The sequence below is a fragment of the Vibrio sp. TBV020 genome (assembly GCF_046056895.1).
GTDB lineage: Bacteria > Pseudomonadota > Gammaproteobacteria > Enterobacterales > Vibrionaceae > Vibrio.
In genome coordinates this window covers 469,498-481,726 of the sequence record NZ_JBEEAQ010000003.1, presented here as the reverse complement: position 1 = coordinate 481,726, position 12,229 = coordinate 469,498, and the positions used below count along the sequence as shown (strand labels likewise).

24 protein-coding genes are annotated in these 12,229 nt (G+C 45.7%); 2 read left to right on the top strand and 22 right to left on the bottom strand.

Going from position 1 to position 12,229, the window contains the following annotated elements; genetic code table 11:
* Positions 1 to 198: 198 nt before the first annotated feature.
* Positions 199 to 819 carry an FKBP-type peptidyl-prolyl cis-trans isomerase gene (locus AAFX28_RS10210; RefSeq protein ID WP_408687436.1) on the top strand — a complete coding sequence of 207 codons (621 nt, stop codon included), beginning with the start codon at positions 199 to 201 and terminating at the stop codon, positions 817 to 819.
* Between the two features lie 140 nt (positions 820 to 959).
* Positions 960 to 1,463, top strand: coding sequence for a DUF2780 domain-containing protein (locus tag AAFX28_RS10205; RefSeq protein WP_408687435.1), 504 nt, complete (start codon positions 960 to 962; stop codon positions 1,461 to 1,463).
* A gap of 129 nt (positions 1,464 to 1,592) precedes the next feature.
* Here the strand turns inward: AAFX28_RS10205 and rplQ are convergent, their stop codons facing one another.
* The 22 genes from rplQ to rplV form a co-directional block, all read right to left on the bottom strand.
* Positions 1,593 to 1,973: a 50S ribosomal protein L17 gene (gene rplQ, locus AAFX28_RS10200; protein ID WP_408687433.1), complete on the bottom strand. Its 381-nt coding sequence runs from the start codon at positions 1,971 to 1,973 to the stop codon at positions 1,593 to 1,595.
* 25 nt (positions 1,974 to 1,998) lie between these two features.
* Positions 1,999 to 2,991, bottom strand: a complete 993-nt coding sequence (locus AAFX28_RS10195; protein ID WP_004410407.1) for a DNA-directed RNA polymerase subunit alpha — start codon at positions 2,989 to 2,991, stop codon at positions 1,999 to 2,001.
* A gap of 24 nt (positions 2,992 to 3,015) precedes the next feature.
* A complete protein-coding gene (rpsD, locus tag AAFX28_RS10190) occupies positions 3,016 to 3,636 on the bottom strand; it encodes a 30S ribosomal protein S4 (protein ID WP_004410410.1) in 621 nt (206 codons plus the stop codon).
* 27 nt (positions 3,637 to 3,663) lie between these two features.
* Complete coding sequence (gene rpsK / locus AAFX28_RS10185) at positions 3,664 to 4,053, bottom strand: 30S ribosomal protein S11 (protein WP_126575281.1); 390 nt, start codon at positions 4,051 to 4,053, stop codon at positions 3,664 to 3,666.
* 18 nt (positions 4,054 to 4,071) lie between these two features.
* Positions 4,072 to 4,428, bottom strand: a complete 357-nt coding sequence (gene rpsM / locus AAFX28_RS10180) for a 30S ribosomal protein S13 (protein ID WP_004410414.1) — start codon at positions 4,426 to 4,428, stop codon at positions 4,072 to 4,074.
* 147 nt (positions 4,429 to 4,575) lie between these two features.
* Complete coding sequence (rpmJ, locus tag AAFX28_RS10175; protein WP_000868186.1) at positions 4,576 to 4,689, bottom strand: 50S ribosomal protein L36; 114 nt, start codon at positions 4,687 to 4,689, stop codon at positions 4,576 to 4,578.
* A gap of 39 nt (positions 4,690 to 4,728) precedes the next feature.
* Positions 4,729 to 6,063, bottom strand: a complete 1,335-nt coding sequence (secY, locus tag AAFX28_RS10170) for a preprotein translocase subunit SecY (protein WP_004410423.1) — start codon at positions 6,061 to 6,063, stop codon at positions 4,729 to 4,731.
* Positions 6,064 to 6,083: 20 nt separating this feature from the next.
* On the bottom strand, positions 6,084 to 6,518 hold the full coding sequence (rplO, locus tag AAFX28_RS10165; protein WP_004410426.1) for a 50S ribosomal protein L15: 435 nt from the start codon (positions 6,516 to 6,518) through the stop codon (positions 6,084 to 6,086).
* Positions 6,519 to 6,523: 5 nt separating this feature from the next.
* Entirely contained in the window at positions 6,524 to 6,700 is a 177-nt protein-coding gene (gene rpmD, locus AAFX28_RS10160; protein WP_004410429.1) for a 50S ribosomal protein L30, read from the bottom strand.
* A gap of 7 nt (positions 6,701 to 6,707) precedes the next feature.
* Complete coding sequence (gene rpsE / locus AAFX28_RS10155) at positions 6,708 to 7,211, bottom strand: 30S ribosomal protein S5 (protein ID WP_004745894.1); 504 nt, start codon at positions 7,209 to 7,211, stop codon at positions 6,708 to 6,710.
* Between the two features lie 14 nt (positions 7,212 to 7,225).
* Positions 7,226 to 7,579 (bottom strand): 50S ribosomal protein L18, encoded by a 354-nt coding sequence (gene rplR, locus AAFX28_RS10150; RefSeq protein ID WP_408687429.1) that lies wholly within the window; start codon positions 7,577 to 7,579, stop codon positions 7,226 to 7,228.
* 9 nt (positions 7,580 to 7,588) lie between these two features.
* Positions 7,589 to 8,122, bottom strand: coding sequence for a 50S ribosomal protein L6 (gene rplF / locus AAFX28_RS10145; RefSeq protein ID WP_138972782.1), 534 nt, complete (start codon positions 8,120 to 8,122; stop codon positions 7,589 to 7,591).
* Positions 8,123 to 8,135: 13 nt separating this feature from the next.
* On the bottom strand, positions 8,136 to 8,528 hold the full coding sequence (gene rpsH, locus AAFX28_RS10140) for a 30S ribosomal protein S8 (protein WP_053438824.1): 393 nt from the start codon (positions 8,526 to 8,528) through the stop codon (positions 8,136 to 8,138).
* A gap of 29 nt (positions 8,529 to 8,557) precedes the next feature.
* Positions 8,558 to 8,863 carry a 30S ribosomal protein S14 gene (gene rpsN / locus AAFX28_RS10135; RefSeq protein ID WP_004410442.1) on the bottom strand — a complete coding sequence of 102 codons (306 nt, stop codon included), beginning with the start codon at positions 8,861 to 8,863 and terminating at the stop codon, positions 8,558 to 8,560.
* 17 nt (positions 8,864 to 8,880) lie between these two features.
* Positions 8,881 to 9,420 (bottom strand): 50S ribosomal protein L5, encoded by a 540-nt coding sequence (gene rplE, locus AAFX28_RS10130; RefSeq protein WP_004410443.1) that lies wholly within the window; start codon positions 9,418 to 9,420, stop codon positions 8,881 to 8,883.
* 23 nt (positions 9,421 to 9,443) lie between these two features.
* Positions 9,444 to 9,761 carry a 50S ribosomal protein L24 gene (rplX, locus tag AAFX28_RS10125; protein ID WP_004745885.1) on the bottom strand — a complete coding sequence of 106 codons (318 nt, stop codon included), beginning with the start codon at positions 9,759 to 9,761 and terminating at the stop codon, positions 9,444 to 9,446.
* A gap of 13 nt (positions 9,762 to 9,774) precedes the next feature.
* Positions 9,775 to 10,146, bottom strand: a complete 372-nt coding sequence (gene rplN / locus AAFX28_RS10120; RefSeq protein ID WP_004410450.1) for a 50S ribosomal protein L14 — start codon at positions 10,144 to 10,146, stop codon at positions 9,775 to 9,777.
* Between the two features lie 164 nt (positions 10,147 to 10,310).
* Complete coding sequence (gene rpsQ / locus AAFX28_RS10115) at positions 10,311 to 10,565, bottom strand: 30S ribosomal protein S17 (RefSeq protein WP_008072333.1); 255 nt, start codon at positions 10,563 to 10,565, stop codon at positions 10,311 to 10,313.
* Entirely contained in the window at positions 10,565 to 10,756 is a 192-nt protein-coding gene (gene rpmC, locus AAFX28_RS10110; RefSeq protein WP_004410456.1) for a 50S ribosomal protein L29, read from the bottom strand. The genes rpsQ and rpmC overlap by 1 nt, the downstream gene beginning before the upstream one ends.
* Positions 10,756 to 11,166 (bottom strand): 50S ribosomal protein L16, encoded by a 411-nt coding sequence (gene rplP, locus AAFX28_RS10105; protein WP_004410459.1) that lies wholly within the window; start codon positions 11,164 to 11,166, stop codon positions 10,756 to 10,758. The genes rpmC and rplP overlap by 1 nt, the downstream gene beginning before the upstream one ends.
* An 11-nt stretch (positions 11,167 to 11,177) precedes the next feature.
* Positions 11,178 to 11,876 (bottom strand): 30S ribosomal protein S3, encoded by a 699-nt coding sequence (rpsC, locus tag AAFX28_RS10100; RefSeq protein ID WP_004745879.1) that lies wholly within the window; start codon positions 11,874 to 11,876, stop codon positions 11,178 to 11,180.
* Positions 11,877 to 11,895: 19 nt separating this feature from the next.
* Positions 11,896 to 12,228: a 50S ribosomal protein L22 gene (gene rplV / locus AAFX28_RS10095; RefSeq protein ID WP_004410462.1), complete on the bottom strand. Its 333-nt coding sequence runs from the start codon at positions 12,226 to 12,228 to the stop codon at positions 11,896 to 11,898.
* Between the last annotated feature and the right edge of the window lies 1 nt (position 12,229).

The window sequence follows — 12,229 nt, the reverse complement described above, 5'->3', positions numbered from 1 at the left end:
TAAAAAATCAATACCTTATGAGTATAGAAATTTTCGTGCATGGCGGTCATTACTCGCCAAAATTTGACAAATCGCTGTCTGAAAGTCGATCTAAATCTCACATTGCAGCTAGCCCCAGACTATCGAAGCACTGGCGTTTCATCAAGCGGCCATTACTGGTATCCTTTACCCTTTATACACCATACAAAGAGAGACACCATGTCTGAAGTTAAATTTGAGACTGTAGAGCAGAAAGCAAGCTACGGTATCGGTCTACAAATGGGTCAGCAACTTGCTGGTTCTGGTCTTGAAGGTCTAAATGTTGACGCTATCGCTGCAGGTATCGCAACTGCACTAGTTGGTGAACAGCCTGCTATCGAAATCGACGAGATCAACAACGCACTACAAGAGCTACACACTCGCGTTGAAGCAGCACGTCAAGAAGCAGCTAAAGCAGCAGCAGCAGACGGCGAAGCGTTCCTAACTGACAACGCTCTACGTCCAGAAGTTACTGTTCTTGAGTCTGGCCTACAGTACGAAATTATCACTGAAGGTACTGGTGAAATCCCAACTTCTGACAAGCAAGTACGTGTTCACTACCACGGTGAGCTAACTGACGGTACTGTATTTGACAGCTCTGTTTCTCGCGGTCAACCTGCTGAGTTCCCAGTAACTGGCGTAATCAAAGGTTGGGTTGAAGCACTTCAACTAATGCCTGTAGGTTCTAAGTGGAAACTATACATCCCACAAAACCTAGCATACGGTGAGCGTGGCGCAGGTGCAGCTATCCCTCCATTTGCTGCTCTAGTGTTCGAAGTAGAACTACTAGACATTCTTTAATCCTTAAGGATTATCTGAACTCAAAACGGCGATACTTAGGTATCGCCGTTTTTATTTGTAAAAGAGATAAGCCGATAGCATTTATCGAGCAATTAGGTATATGATACGGAATGACGTTAGACAAATTATAAGGAAATGATATGAAAAAACGCGTCGTTCTCACTGCTGCACTGAGTGTTGCTCTCTTCGGCTGCCAGTCTACAAGCGAACAGCCACAATCCGAGACAACTTCAACCAACTCAACTTATAACACGTTAGCAACCGCTGCTCTGACAGGAGCGATCAATGCGTGGAGCAAACAAGGTGCTGCTGAAACAGACTTAGCAGGCCAAATTCAAGAAGCAACAAATGTCACGTCAGATCAAGCAATGGGCGGTGTGGGTTCTTTACTAGCGTTGGCGCAAAGCTCATTAGGCTCAACACAGAACGAAGAACTTGGTGCTCTCATCCCTGGCTATGATGTGCTGCAAAGCTCAGGTTTATCACAGATGATTACCAACAGTGGCGCTGTAGATAGCGCTTTCTCGGCATTAGGTATGGACCCATCACTAGTAAGTACATTTGCACCTTTGATTATTAACGCATTACAATCTCAGGGTGCAAGCAACGGTCTAACTCAAGCTTTAGCGAATATTTGGCAGTAACTAAAAGCCTAGAAGTGAAAGATTGAAGTGAAGAGGTCGATAGAAATATCGGCCTTTTTAATGGAATCAGAAACACCAGATACAAAAAAGCCGAGCTAATGCTCGGCTTTCTCGTTCTTACGAACCTGATTACTCAGCAGCTTCTTCAGCAGCTGGGCGATCTACAAGCTCAATGTAAGCCATTGGAGCTTTATCACCAGTACGGAAACCAGCTTTTAGGATACGAGTGTAACCGCCCTGACGAGCAGAAAAACGTGGACCTAGTTCGTTAAATAGTTTTGCAACTACTTCGTTGTCACGAGTACGTGCAAATGCTAGACGACGGTTAGCAACGCTGTCAGTCTTAGCTAGTGTAATCAAAGGCTCAACTACGCGACGTAGCTCTTTTGCTTTTGGCAGTGTAGTCTTGATAACTTCATGACGTACTAGAGAGCTAGCCATGTTGCTAAACATCGCTTTACGATGTGAGCTGTTGCGGTTGAGTTGACGACCACTCTTACGATGGCGCATGACCTAATCCTTCTAACTTTATCGATTAATCTTCAGCGATAGACGCTGGTGGCCAGTTTTCTAGGCGCATGCCCAGAGACAGACCACGTGATGCAAGTACGTCTTTAATCTCAGTAAGAGATTTTTTACCAAGGTTAGGCGTTTTAAGTAGCTCAACCTCAGTACGCTGTACAAGATCACCGATGTAGTGAATCGCTTCTGCTTTCAGACAGTTAGCAGAGCGAACTGTTAGTTCAAGATCGTCTACAGGACGCAGTAGGATCGGATCGAATTCTGGCTTCTCTTCCTTCTCCTCAGGTACACGTACATCACGAAGATCTACGAACGCATCCAATTGTTCAGCTAGGATAGTAGCTGCACGACGGATAGCTTCCTCAGGGTCTAGAGTACCGTTCGTTTCCATGTCGATAACAAGCTTGTCTAAGTCTGTACGCTGCTCTACACGAGCTGCTTCAACAGAGTAAGCAATCTTGTCTACTGGGCTGTACGTAGCGTCAACCAGTAGGCGACCAATTGGACGCTCATCTTCTTCAGTATGGATACGAGCCGAAGCTGGAACATAACCACGACCACGTTCAACTTTGATACGCATAGCGATCTCAGCGTTGTCATCCGTTAGGTGACAAATAACGTGTTCAGGGTTAGCGATCTCTACATCACCATCATGGGTGATGTCACCTGCAACCACAGGGCCCGAGCCTGATTTGTTCAAAGTAATGAACACTTCATCTTTGCCTTCGGCAACGCGTACAGCCAAACCTTTTAGGTTTAGTAGGATTTCAAGAATATCTTCTTGAACGCCTTCTTTAGTACTGTACTCATGAAGTACGCCTTCGATTTCTACTTCTGTTACAGCACAACCTGGCATAGAAGATAGAAGAATACGGCGAAGTGCATTACCAAGAGTATGGCCAAAACCACGCTCTAATGGCTCAAGAGTTACTTTTGCGTGAGTCGTGCTAACTTGTTCGATGTCAACAAGACGTGGCTTAAGAAATTCTGTTACAGAACCCTGCATTGTGTCCTCTCTTTAGTTTAAACCTTACTTAGAGTAAAGCTCGACGATCAATTGTTCGTTGATGTCAGCAGATAGATCTGAACGCTCAGGCATACGCTTGAACGTAGCTTCCATCTTACCAGCATCTACTTCAATCCAAGTTGGTTTTTCACGTTGTTCAGCAACTTCTAGAGCCGCTTTGATACGAGATTGCTGTTTAGCTTTCTCGCGGATAGAAACAACGTCATTAGCCGCAACTTTGAAAGAAGGAATGTTTACAACTTTACCGTTAACTAGGATAGCTTTGTGGCTAACTAGCTGACGTGCTTCTGCGCGAGTTGCGCCAAAGCCCATGCGGTAAACTACGTTATCAAGACGACCTTCAAGAAGCTGAAGTAGGTTTTCACCTGTGTTGCCTTTAAGACGTGCAGCTTCTTTGTAGTAGTTACGGAATTGTTTTTCTAGAACGCCGTACATACGACGAACTTTTTGCTTCTCACGAAGCTGAACGCCATACTCAGATAGACGACCGCGACGAGCGCCGTGTACACCTGGTGCGTTATCAATTTTACACTTGGTATCGATCGCGCGTACACCAGACTTAAGGAATAAGTCAGTACCTTCGCGACGGCTAAGCTTCAGCTTAGGACCCAAATATCTTGCCATGATCTTTCTCCAGTAATCTAAAAAACGTTATACGCGACGTTTCTTAGGTGGACGACAACCGTTATGAGGGATTGGTGTAGCATCAACGATGTTTGTGATGCGGAAACCAGCAGCGTTCAGTGCGCGAACAGTAGATTCACGACCTGGACCTGGACCCTTAACCATAACTTCCAAGTTCTTTAGACCGTACTCTTTAGCCATTTCTGCACAACGCTCAGCTGCAACCTGTGCTGCGAACGGAGTAGACTTACGAGAGCCACGGAAACCTGAACCACCTGCAGTAGCCCAAGCTAGTGCGTTACCTTGACGGTCAGTGATGGTTACGATTGTGTTGTTGAAAGAAGCATGGATGTGCGCAACACCGTCTGCAACTTGTTTGCGAGCGCGTTTACGCGCGCGAGTTGGTTGTTTAGCCATTGTACTCTACCTTCCCGATTATTTCTTGATCGGCTTACGCGGACCCTTACGGGTGCGAGCATTGGTTTTAGTACGCTGTCCACGTAGTGGTAGACTGCGACGATGACGAAGACCACGGTAACAGCCAAGGTCCATAAGACGCTTGATGTTCATTGATACTTCACGACGTAGATCACCCTCTACAGTGTATTTAGCTACACCATCACGCAGTTGATCGATCTGCTCTTCAGATAGTTCACTGATCTTAACATCTTCAGCAATACCCACTTCAGCTAGGATAGCTTGAGAGCGAGTTTTACCGATGCCGTAGATTGACGTAAGTGCAATCACAGCATGTTTTTGATCAGGAATGTTAATGCCTGCTATACGGGCCATTATTCACTCCTAGTGTTTCATAAAAGAATTAGCCGCAGCAAAGCCCGTTATGGATACGCTGCGGGGTACTACTTCTTTTGCACGCAAAAGGTAGGCCGAGGAATATACTCGACACTACCTTATATTTCAAGTAAAAATTTCTGCTAATTAGCCTTGGCGCTGCTTGTGCTTTGGCTCACTGCAAATCACGCGAACGACACCGTTACGCTTGATAACTTTACAGTTACGGCAGATTTTTTTAACGGAAGCACGAACTTTCATTGCTAAACTCCGTAAATGAAATCTGAGTCTACCGCCGAATTAACGGCCATAGCCTTTCAGATTTGCTTTCTTCAACACAGAATCATACTGTTGAGACATCAGATGAGTCTGTACCTGTGCCATAAAGTCCATGATAACAACTACTACGATTAGTAGAGATGTACCGCCGAAGTAGAAACGTACGTTCCACGCGACCATCATAAACTCTGGAATCAGACAGATAAAGGTAATGTAAAGCGCACCAGCAAGGGTTAAACGCGTCATTACTTTATCAATGTACTTAGCTGTCTGTTCACCTGGGCGGATGCCGGGTACGAATGCACCGGACTTCTTCAAGTTATCTGCTGTTTCACGCGGGTTGAAAACCAACGCCGTGTAGAAGAAACAGAAGAAAATAATCGCTGCTGCATAAAGCATTACATACAGAGGTTGACCTGGGCTAAGAGCCAAAGACACGTCAGTTAACCAACCGAACGCGCTGCTCTCACCGTTCTGACCAAACCACTGAGCCAGTGTTCCTGGGAACAGGATAATGCTTGAAGCAAAGATTGCTGGAATAACACCTGCCATATTAATTTTAAGTGGCAAGTGAGTGCTTTGCGCAGCAAATACCTTACGACCTTGTTGACGCTTCGCGTAGTTTACAACGATTCGACGCTGACCACGCTCCATGAAAACAACGAAGTAGATAACTGCGAAAGCTAGTACAGCAATCAACAGCAGAAGAAGTACATGCAATTCACCTTGACGCGCTTGCTCGATTGTTTGACCGATTGCAGAAGGCAATCCAGCAACAATACCTGCAAAGATTAGTAACGAAATACCGTTACCAATTCCACGCTCTGTAATTTGTTCACCTAACCACATTAGGAACATGGTGCCGGTTACTAAACTTACGGTCGCAATTAGCGTAAACATGGTTTGGTTGATAACAACCAGATTATCGACCATGTTTGGTAGGCCTGTTGCGATACCAATAGCCTGGAATGTTGCAAGTACAAGCGTGCCGTAGCGTGTATATTGGCTGATCTTACGACGGCCTGCTTCACCCTCTTTTTTGAGTTCAGCTAACGCTGGATGAACTACAGTTAGCAGTTGGACAACAATAGATGCCGAAATATACGGCATGATGCCCAACGCTAATATAGATGCACGCTCAAGAGCACCACCGGAGAACATGTTAAACATTTCAACGATGGTACCTTTTTGCTGTTCGAACAAATCGGCAAGTACAGCAGCGTCAATACCAGGGATCGGCACAAAAGAGCCTGCTCGGAATACTAAAAGTGCACCAATTACGAATAATAAGCGCGACTTTAGCTCACTTAAGCCGCTCTGAGCACTACGAAAATCTTGACCTGGTTTCTTAGCCATCTGTACCTCGTTCCTCGAGATTATTCCTCGATTTTACCGCCTGCAGCTTCGATTGCAGCTTTAGCGCCTTTAGTCACACGTAGACCTTTAACAGTCACTGCTTTGTTGATTTCACCAGATAGAACAACTTTTACGAATTCGATGTTCTTAGTGATAACGTTAGCAGCTTTAAGGCTGTTTAGATCTACTACGTCACCAGTTACTTTCGCTAGCTCAGCTAGACGAACTTCAGCAGACACTAGGCTCTTACGAGAAGTGAAACCGAATTTTGGTAGACGTTGTTTTAGAGGCATCTGACCGCCTTCAAAACCTGGACGAACTGAACCGCCAGAACGTGACTTTTGACCTTTGTGGCCACGGCCACCAGTCTTACCTAGGCCAGAACCAATACCGCGACCTACGCGCTTAGCAGTAGTCTTAGCACCAGCAGCTGGTGATAGAGTATTCAAACGCATTCTGATTACTCCTCAACTTTAACCATGTAGTAAACCTTGTTGATCATACCGCGAACGCACGGAGTATCTTCAAGTTCTACTGTGTGGTTGATTTTACGAAGGCCTAGACCTTTAAGACACGCTTTGTGCTTAGGTAGACGACCAATTGAGCTTTTAGTTTGAGTTACTTTAATAGTTGCCATGGTGTTCTTACTCCGAAATAGATTCAACAGTTAGACCACGTTTAGCAGCAACCATTTCTGGTGACTTCATGCTACCTAGTGCATCGATCGTTGCACGAACGATGTTGATAGGGTTCGTAGAACCGTATGCTTTAGATAGTACGTTGTGTACACCAGCAACTTCTAGTACTGCACGCATCGCACCACCTGCGATAACACCAGTACCTTCAGCAGCAGGCTGCATGTAAACTTTAGAGCCCGAATGGCGACCTTTCACCGGGTGGTGAAGAGTACCTTCGTTAAGCGCGATCGTAGTCATGTTACGACGTGCTTTTTCCATTGCTTTTTGAATCGCTGCAGGTACTTCACGAGCTTTGCCGTAACCGAAACCTACACGACCGTTACCGTCACCAACTACTGTTAGTGCAGTGAAGCTCATGATTCGACCACCTTTAACCGTCTTAGAAACACGGTTAACTGCGATTAGCTTTTCTTGCAAATCATTCGCTTGAACTTGTTGTTCTTTAGCCATCTTCCAACCCTACCTTAGAATTTCAGACCAGCTTCGCGAGCAGATTCTGCTAGCGCTGCTACTCGACCGTGGTATTGGAAACCAGAACGATCAAATGCAACTGATTCTACGCCTTTTTCAAGAGCGCGCTCAGCAACAGCTTTACCTACTGCTTTAGCTGCATCGATGTTACCAGTGTTCTTAACTTGCTCACGGATCGCTTTTTCTACAGTAGAAGCTGATGCGATAACCTCAGAGCCGTTAGCTGCAATCACCTGTGCGTACACGTGACGAGGAGTACGGTGTACTACTAGGCGAGTTGCACCCAGTTCTGCAATCTTACGACGTGCACGTGTAGCACGACGGATGCGAGATGCTTTCTTATCCATAGTGTTACCTTACTTCTTCTTAGCTTCTTTAGTACGCACATTTTCATCTGCGTAACGAACACCTTTACCTTTGTAAGGCTCAGGCTCACGGTAAGAACGAATGTCAGCCGCAACCTGACCAACAAGTTGTTTGTCACAACCAGTGATCACGATTTCAGTTTGGCTTGGACACTCAGCTTTAATACCCGCTGGCAGCTCGTGCTCAACTGGGTGTGAGAAGCCTAGTGTTAGACCTACAGCGTTGCCTTTGATAGCAGCACGGTAACCAACACCTTTAAGAGTTAGCTTCTTAGTAAAGCCTTCAGTAACACCAACAACCATGTTGTTAACTAGAGCGCGAGCAGTACCTGCTTGTGCCCATGCGTTAACAACACCTTCGCGTGGACCGAAAGTAAGATTGTTTTCTTCCTGAGCTACAACTACAGCGTTGTTAAGAACGCGTGATAGTTCGCCTTTAGCACCTTTTACAGTGATTTCTTGGCCGTTTAGTTTCACCTCTACGCCAGCTGGAATAGCGACAGGTGCTTTAGCAACACGAGACATAGTCTACTCCTTATTAAGCTACGTAAGCGATGATTTCACCACCAAGACCTGCTTTACGTGCAGCGCGGTCTGACATAAGACCCTTGGAAGTTGAAACGATAGCAACACCAAGACCACCCATTACAGAAGGAAGTTCATCTTTCTTCTTGTAAACACGTAGACCTGGACGAGAAACACGTTTAAGTTGCTCGATTACTGGTTTAGCTTGGAAGTACTTAAGAGTAACTTCAAGCTCAGGTTTAACTTCGCCTTCAACAGCGAAATCAACGATGTAACCTTCAGCTTTTAGTAGTGCAGCAATTGCAACTTTAAGCTTTGAAGAAGGCATTTTAACAGCAACTTTGTTTGCTGCCTGACCGTTACGAACGCGGGTCAGCATATCCGAAATCGGATCTTGCATGCTCATATGATTTACTCCAAATGATTAAGTGGCAATTACCAGCTAGCCTTACGAAGTCCAGGAATCTCGCCTTTCATGCAAGCTTCGCGAACTTTGATACGGCTTAGACCGAACTTACGTAGGTAACCGTGTGGACGACCAGTTTGGTTACAACGGTTGCGCTGACGTGATGCACTTGAATCACGTGGAAGAGATTGCAGTGTAAGAACCGCGTTCCAACGATCTTCTTCAGATGCGTTTACATCGCTGATGATAGCTTTAAGCGCAGCACGCTTTTCAGCGAACTTAGCTACTAGCTTCGCACGTTTTGCTTCACGTGCTTTCATTGAATTTTTAGCCATAACAGTAACCCTTCACCTTACTTACGGAATGGGAAGTTAAAGGCAGCCAGCAGAGCTCGGCCTTCCTCATCAGTACCAGCAGACGTCGTAATAGTGATGTCTAGACCGCGTACTTTATCAACTTTATCAAAGTCGATTTCCGGGAAGATGATTTGCTCGCGAACGCCCATGCTGTAGTTACCGCGTCCGTCAAAAGACTTAGCGCTAACGCCACGGAAGTCACGTACACGTGGAAGAGCGATGTTAATTAAACGCTCAAGAAAATCCCACATACGTTCGCCACGCAAGGTTACTTTACAACCGATAGGGTAGCCTTCGCGGATTTTGAAACCTGCAACAGATTTACGAGCTTTAGTGATAAGTGGCTTTTGACCAGAGATCGTTGCCATATCAGCAGCTGCGTTTTCTAGCAGTTTCTTATCGTTGATTGCTTCACCAACACCCATGTTTAGGGTGATTTTCTCGATTCTAGGGACTTGCATGACGCTTGTGTAGCTAAACTGTTTGGTCAGTTCAGCGACTACAGACGACTTGTAGTAATCATGCAGTTTCGCCATAGTAGAACTCCAAATTACTTCTATTAGTTAGAAACGATTTCGTTGTTAGATTTAAAGAAACGTACTTTCTTACCATCTTCAAAACGGAAACCGATACGGTCAGCTTTACCAGTAGCTGCGTTAAAGATTGCAACGTTAGAAGCATCAATTGCTGCTTCTTGTTCAACGATGCCACCTTGTTGACCTAGAGCCGGAACCGGCTTTTGGTGCTTCTTAACAAGGTTGATACCTTCAACGATAACTTTACCGGTTGCTAGAACCTTAGTTACTTTACCTTTCTTGCCTTTGTCTTTACCAGCAAGAACGATTACTTCGTCATTACGACGGATTTTAGCTGCCATTTCTACGTGCTCCTTACAGAACTTCTGGAGCCAGTGAAACGATCTTCATGAACTTATCGCCACGAAGTTCGCGTGTCACAGGACCAAAGATACGTGTACCGATTGGTTGCTCAGTGTTGTCGTTCAACAATACGCAAGCGTTTCGGTCGAAGCGAATGACAGAACCGTCAGGACGACGTACGCCTTTACGGGTGCGCACTACCACCGCCTTCAGAACGTCACCTTTCTTAACTTTACCGCGAGGAATTGCTTCCTTAACAGTAACTTTGATAACGTCACCGATATGTGCATAACGGCGGTGAGAGCCACCCAGAACCTTAATACACATTACGCTGCGTGCGCCTGAGTTATCAGCTGCGTCCAGCATACTTTGCATTTGGATCATGTTAGTGCTCCGCTAAATATAAAAAAAACTAGACCCTCTCGGGTCGGGCTGCCTCTTTAAAAGGGACGCGAATTGTACCACCCTTTTTTAAGATTGGGTAGTCAAAAAATAAACGGCTCCAAAAATAATTTTGGAGCCGTTTAATTTCATAGAATTAGCTAAGATTAACCTTTAGCTTTTTCTAGAACTTTTACCAAAGTCCAAGACTTAGTCTTAGACATTGGACGACACTCTGCGATTTCAACGCTGTCGCCTAGGCCACATTCGTTGTTCTCGTCATGTGCGTGTACTTTAGTCGTGCGCTTTACGTATTTACCGTAAATTGGGTGTTTAACCATGCGCTCGATAGCAACTACGATAGACTTGTCCATCTTGTCGCTAACAACACGACCTTGTTGAGTACGTTTTACTTCGCTCATTATGCGCCTGCCTTCTCAGTCAAAACAGTTTTCACACGTGCGATATCACGGCGTACAGCTTTCAGAGTATGAGTTTGCTGTAGTTGACCAGTCGCAGCCTGCATGCGCAGGTTGAACTGTTCGCGTAGCAAATTCAATAGCTCAGCGTTAAGCTCTTCAACGCTTTTCTCGCGTAGATCTTGTGCTTTCATCACATCACCTGCTTAGTTACAAATGTAGTTTTGAATGGCAGTTTACGAGCCGCTAGGCGGAACGCTTCACGTGCCAATTCTTCAGGTACACCACCCATTTCGTACATAACCTTACCAGGTTGGATTTGGGCTACCCAGTACTCAACGTTACCTTTACCCTTACCCTGACGAACTTCAAGTGGTTTTTCTGTGATAGGCTTGTCTGGGAACACACGGATCCAGATTTTACCTTGACGCTTAACGTGACGTGTCATTGCACGACGTGCCGCTTCGATTTGACGAGCAGTTAGACGACCACGGCCAGTAGCTTTAAGACCGAATTCGCCGAAGCTTACATCAGTACCTTTAGCTAGACCACGGTTACGACCAGTCTGAACCTTACGGAACTTAGTACGTTTAGGTTGTAGCATCTGTCGACTCCTTACTTACGGCCTTTGCGCTGCTTCTTAGGCTTGTCGCCTTTAGGCTCTACAGCGTTAGCTGCTGGCATACCGCCTAGAATCTCACCTTTGAAGATCCAAACTTTAATGCCGATCACACCGTATTGAGTGTGAGCCGAAGAAGTTGCGTAATCAATGTCAGCACGTAGAGTGTGTAGAGGTACACGACCTTCACGGTACCACTCTGAACGTGCAATTTCAGCGCCGCCTAGACGACCGCTTACTTCTACTTTGATGCCTTTAGCGCCTAGACGCATAGCGTTTTGTACCGCGCGCTTCATAGCACGACGGAACATAACACGACGCTCTAGCTGAGACGCGATGCTATCACCAACAAGCTGTGCATCTAGCTCAGGCTTACGTACTTCAGCGATGTTAATCTGCGCTGGTACACCTGCGATTTTAGCTACAGCTGTGCGTAGTTTTTCTACGTCTTCACCTTTCTTACCGATTACTACGCCTGGACGAGCAGTGTGAATAGTCACACGGATGCTCTTAGCAGGACGCTCGATAACGATGCGTGAAAGTGATGCTTTTTTCAGTTCACTTGTAAGGAACTGACGTACCTTGAAGTCGCCGTCTAGGTTGTCAGCGAAATCTTTGGTGTTAGCAAACCATGTAGCATTCCAAGGCTTAACGATGCCTAGACGAATACCATTTGGATGTACTTTTTGACCCATTGCTTACTCTCCTAGTCTCTTAGCGATCTGCAACAACAACAGTGATGTGGCTAGAACGCTTCAAGATACGATCCGCACGACCTTTAGCACGAGGCATAATACGCTTCATGATCGGGCCTTCATCTACGAAGATTTTTGCGACATTTAGATCGTCGATATCTGCGCCTTCGTTGTGCTCCGCGTTAGCGATAGCTGACTCAAGAACTTTCTTGATCAGTTCAGCAGCTTTTTTGTTGCTGAAAGTCAGGATTTCTAGAGCCTGGTCTACAGATTTACCACGAATTTGATCCGCAACTAAGCGAGCTTTCTGAGGCGAAATGCGAGCAAAGTTATGTTTAGCTAGTGCTTCCATT

Excerpts from the sequence above, each read along its gene's own strand:
- AAFX28_RS10210 (WP_408687436.1), top strand. The coding sequence starts at position 199 with ATGTCTGAAGTTAAATTTGAGACTGTAGAGCAGAAAGCAAGCTACGGT.
- AAFX28_RS10205 (WP_408687435.1), top strand. The coding sequence starts at position 960 with ATGAAAAAACGCGTCGTTCTCACTGCTGCACTGAGTGTTGCTCTCTTC.
- rplQ (WP_408687433.1), bottom strand. The coding sequence starts at position 1,973 with ATGCGCCATCGTAAGAGTGGTCGTCAACTCAACCGCAACAGCTCACAT.
- AAFX28_RS10195 (WP_004410407.1), bottom strand. The coding sequence starts at position 2,991 with ATGCAGGGTTCTGTAACAGAATTTCTTAAGCCACGTCTTGTTGACATC.
- rpsD (WP_004410410.1), bottom strand. The coding sequence starts at position 3,636 with ATGGCAAGATATTTGGGTCCTAAGCTGAAGCTTAGCCGTCGCGAAGGT.
- rpsK (WP_126575281.1), bottom strand. The coding sequence starts at position 4,053 with ATGGCTAAACAACCAACTCGCGCGCGTAAACGCGCTCGCAAACAAGTT.
- rpsM (WP_004410414.1), bottom strand. The coding sequence starts at position 4,428 with ATGGCCCGTATAGCAGGCATTAACATTCCTGATCAAAAACATGCTGTG.
- rpmJ (WP_000868186.1), bottom strand. The coding sequence starts at position 4,689 with ATGAAAGTTCGTGCTTCCGTTAAAAAAATCTGCCGTAACTGTAAAGTT.
- secY (WP_004410423.1), bottom strand. The coding sequence starts at position 6,063 with ATGGCTAAGAAACCAGGTCAAGATTTTCGTAGTGCTCAGAGCGGCTTA.
- rplO (WP_004410426.1), bottom strand. The coding sequence starts at position 6,518 with ATGCGTTTGAATACTCTATCACCAGCTGCTGGTGCTAAGACTACTGCT.
- rpmD (WP_004410429.1), bottom strand. The coding sequence starts at position 6,700 with ATGGCAACTATTAAAGTAACTCAAACTAAAAGCTCAATTGGTCGTCTA.
- rpsE (WP_004745894.1), bottom strand. The coding sequence starts at position 7,211 with ATGGCTAAAGAACAACAAGTTCAAGCGAATGATTTGCAAGAAAAGCTA.
- rplR (WP_408687429.1), bottom strand. The coding sequence starts at position 7,579 with ATGGATAAGAAAGCATCTCGCATCCGTCGTGCTACACGTGCACGTCGT.
- rplF (WP_138972782.1), bottom strand. The coding sequence starts at position 8,122 with ATGTCTCGTGTTGCTAAAGCACCTGTCGCTATTCCAGCTGGCGTAGAG.
- rpsH (WP_053438824.1), bottom strand. The coding sequence starts at position 8,528 with ATGAGCATGCAAGATCCGATTTCGGATATGCTGACCCGCGTTCGTAAC.
- rpsN (WP_004410442.1), bottom strand. The coding sequence starts at position 8,863 with ATGGCTAAAAATTCAATGAAAGCACGTGAAGCAAAACGTGCGAAGCTA.
- rplE (WP_004410443.1), bottom strand. The coding sequence starts at position 9,420 with ATGGCGAAACTGCATGATTACTACAAGTCGTCTGTAGTCGCTGAACTG.
- rplX (WP_004745885.1), bottom strand. The coding sequence starts at position 9,761 with ATGGCAGCTAAAATCCGTCGTAATGACGAAGTAATCGTTCTTGCTGGT.
- rplN (WP_004410450.1), bottom strand. The coding sequence starts at position 10,146 with ATGATCCAAATGCAAAGTATGCTGGACGCAGCTGATAACTCAGGCGCA.
- rpsQ (WP_008072333.1), bottom strand. The coding sequence starts at position 10,565 with ATGAGCGAAGTAAAACGTACTCAACAAGGTCGTGTTGTTAGCGACAAG.
- rpmC (WP_004410456.1), bottom strand. The coding sequence starts at position 10,756 with ATGAAAGCACAAGATCTACGCGAGAAAAGCGTTGAAGAGCTTAACGCT.
- rplP (WP_004410459.1), bottom strand. The coding sequence starts at position 11,166 with ATGCTACAACCTAAACGTACTAAGTTCCGTAAGGTTCAGACTGGTCGT.
- rpsC (WP_004745879.1), bottom strand. The coding sequence starts at position 11,876 with ATGGGTCAAAAAGTACATCCAAATGGTATTCGTCTAGGCATCGTTAAG.
- rplV (WP_004410462.1), bottom strand. The coding sequence starts at position 12,228 with ATGGAAGCACTAGCTAAACATAACTTTGCTCGCATTTCGCCTCAGAAA.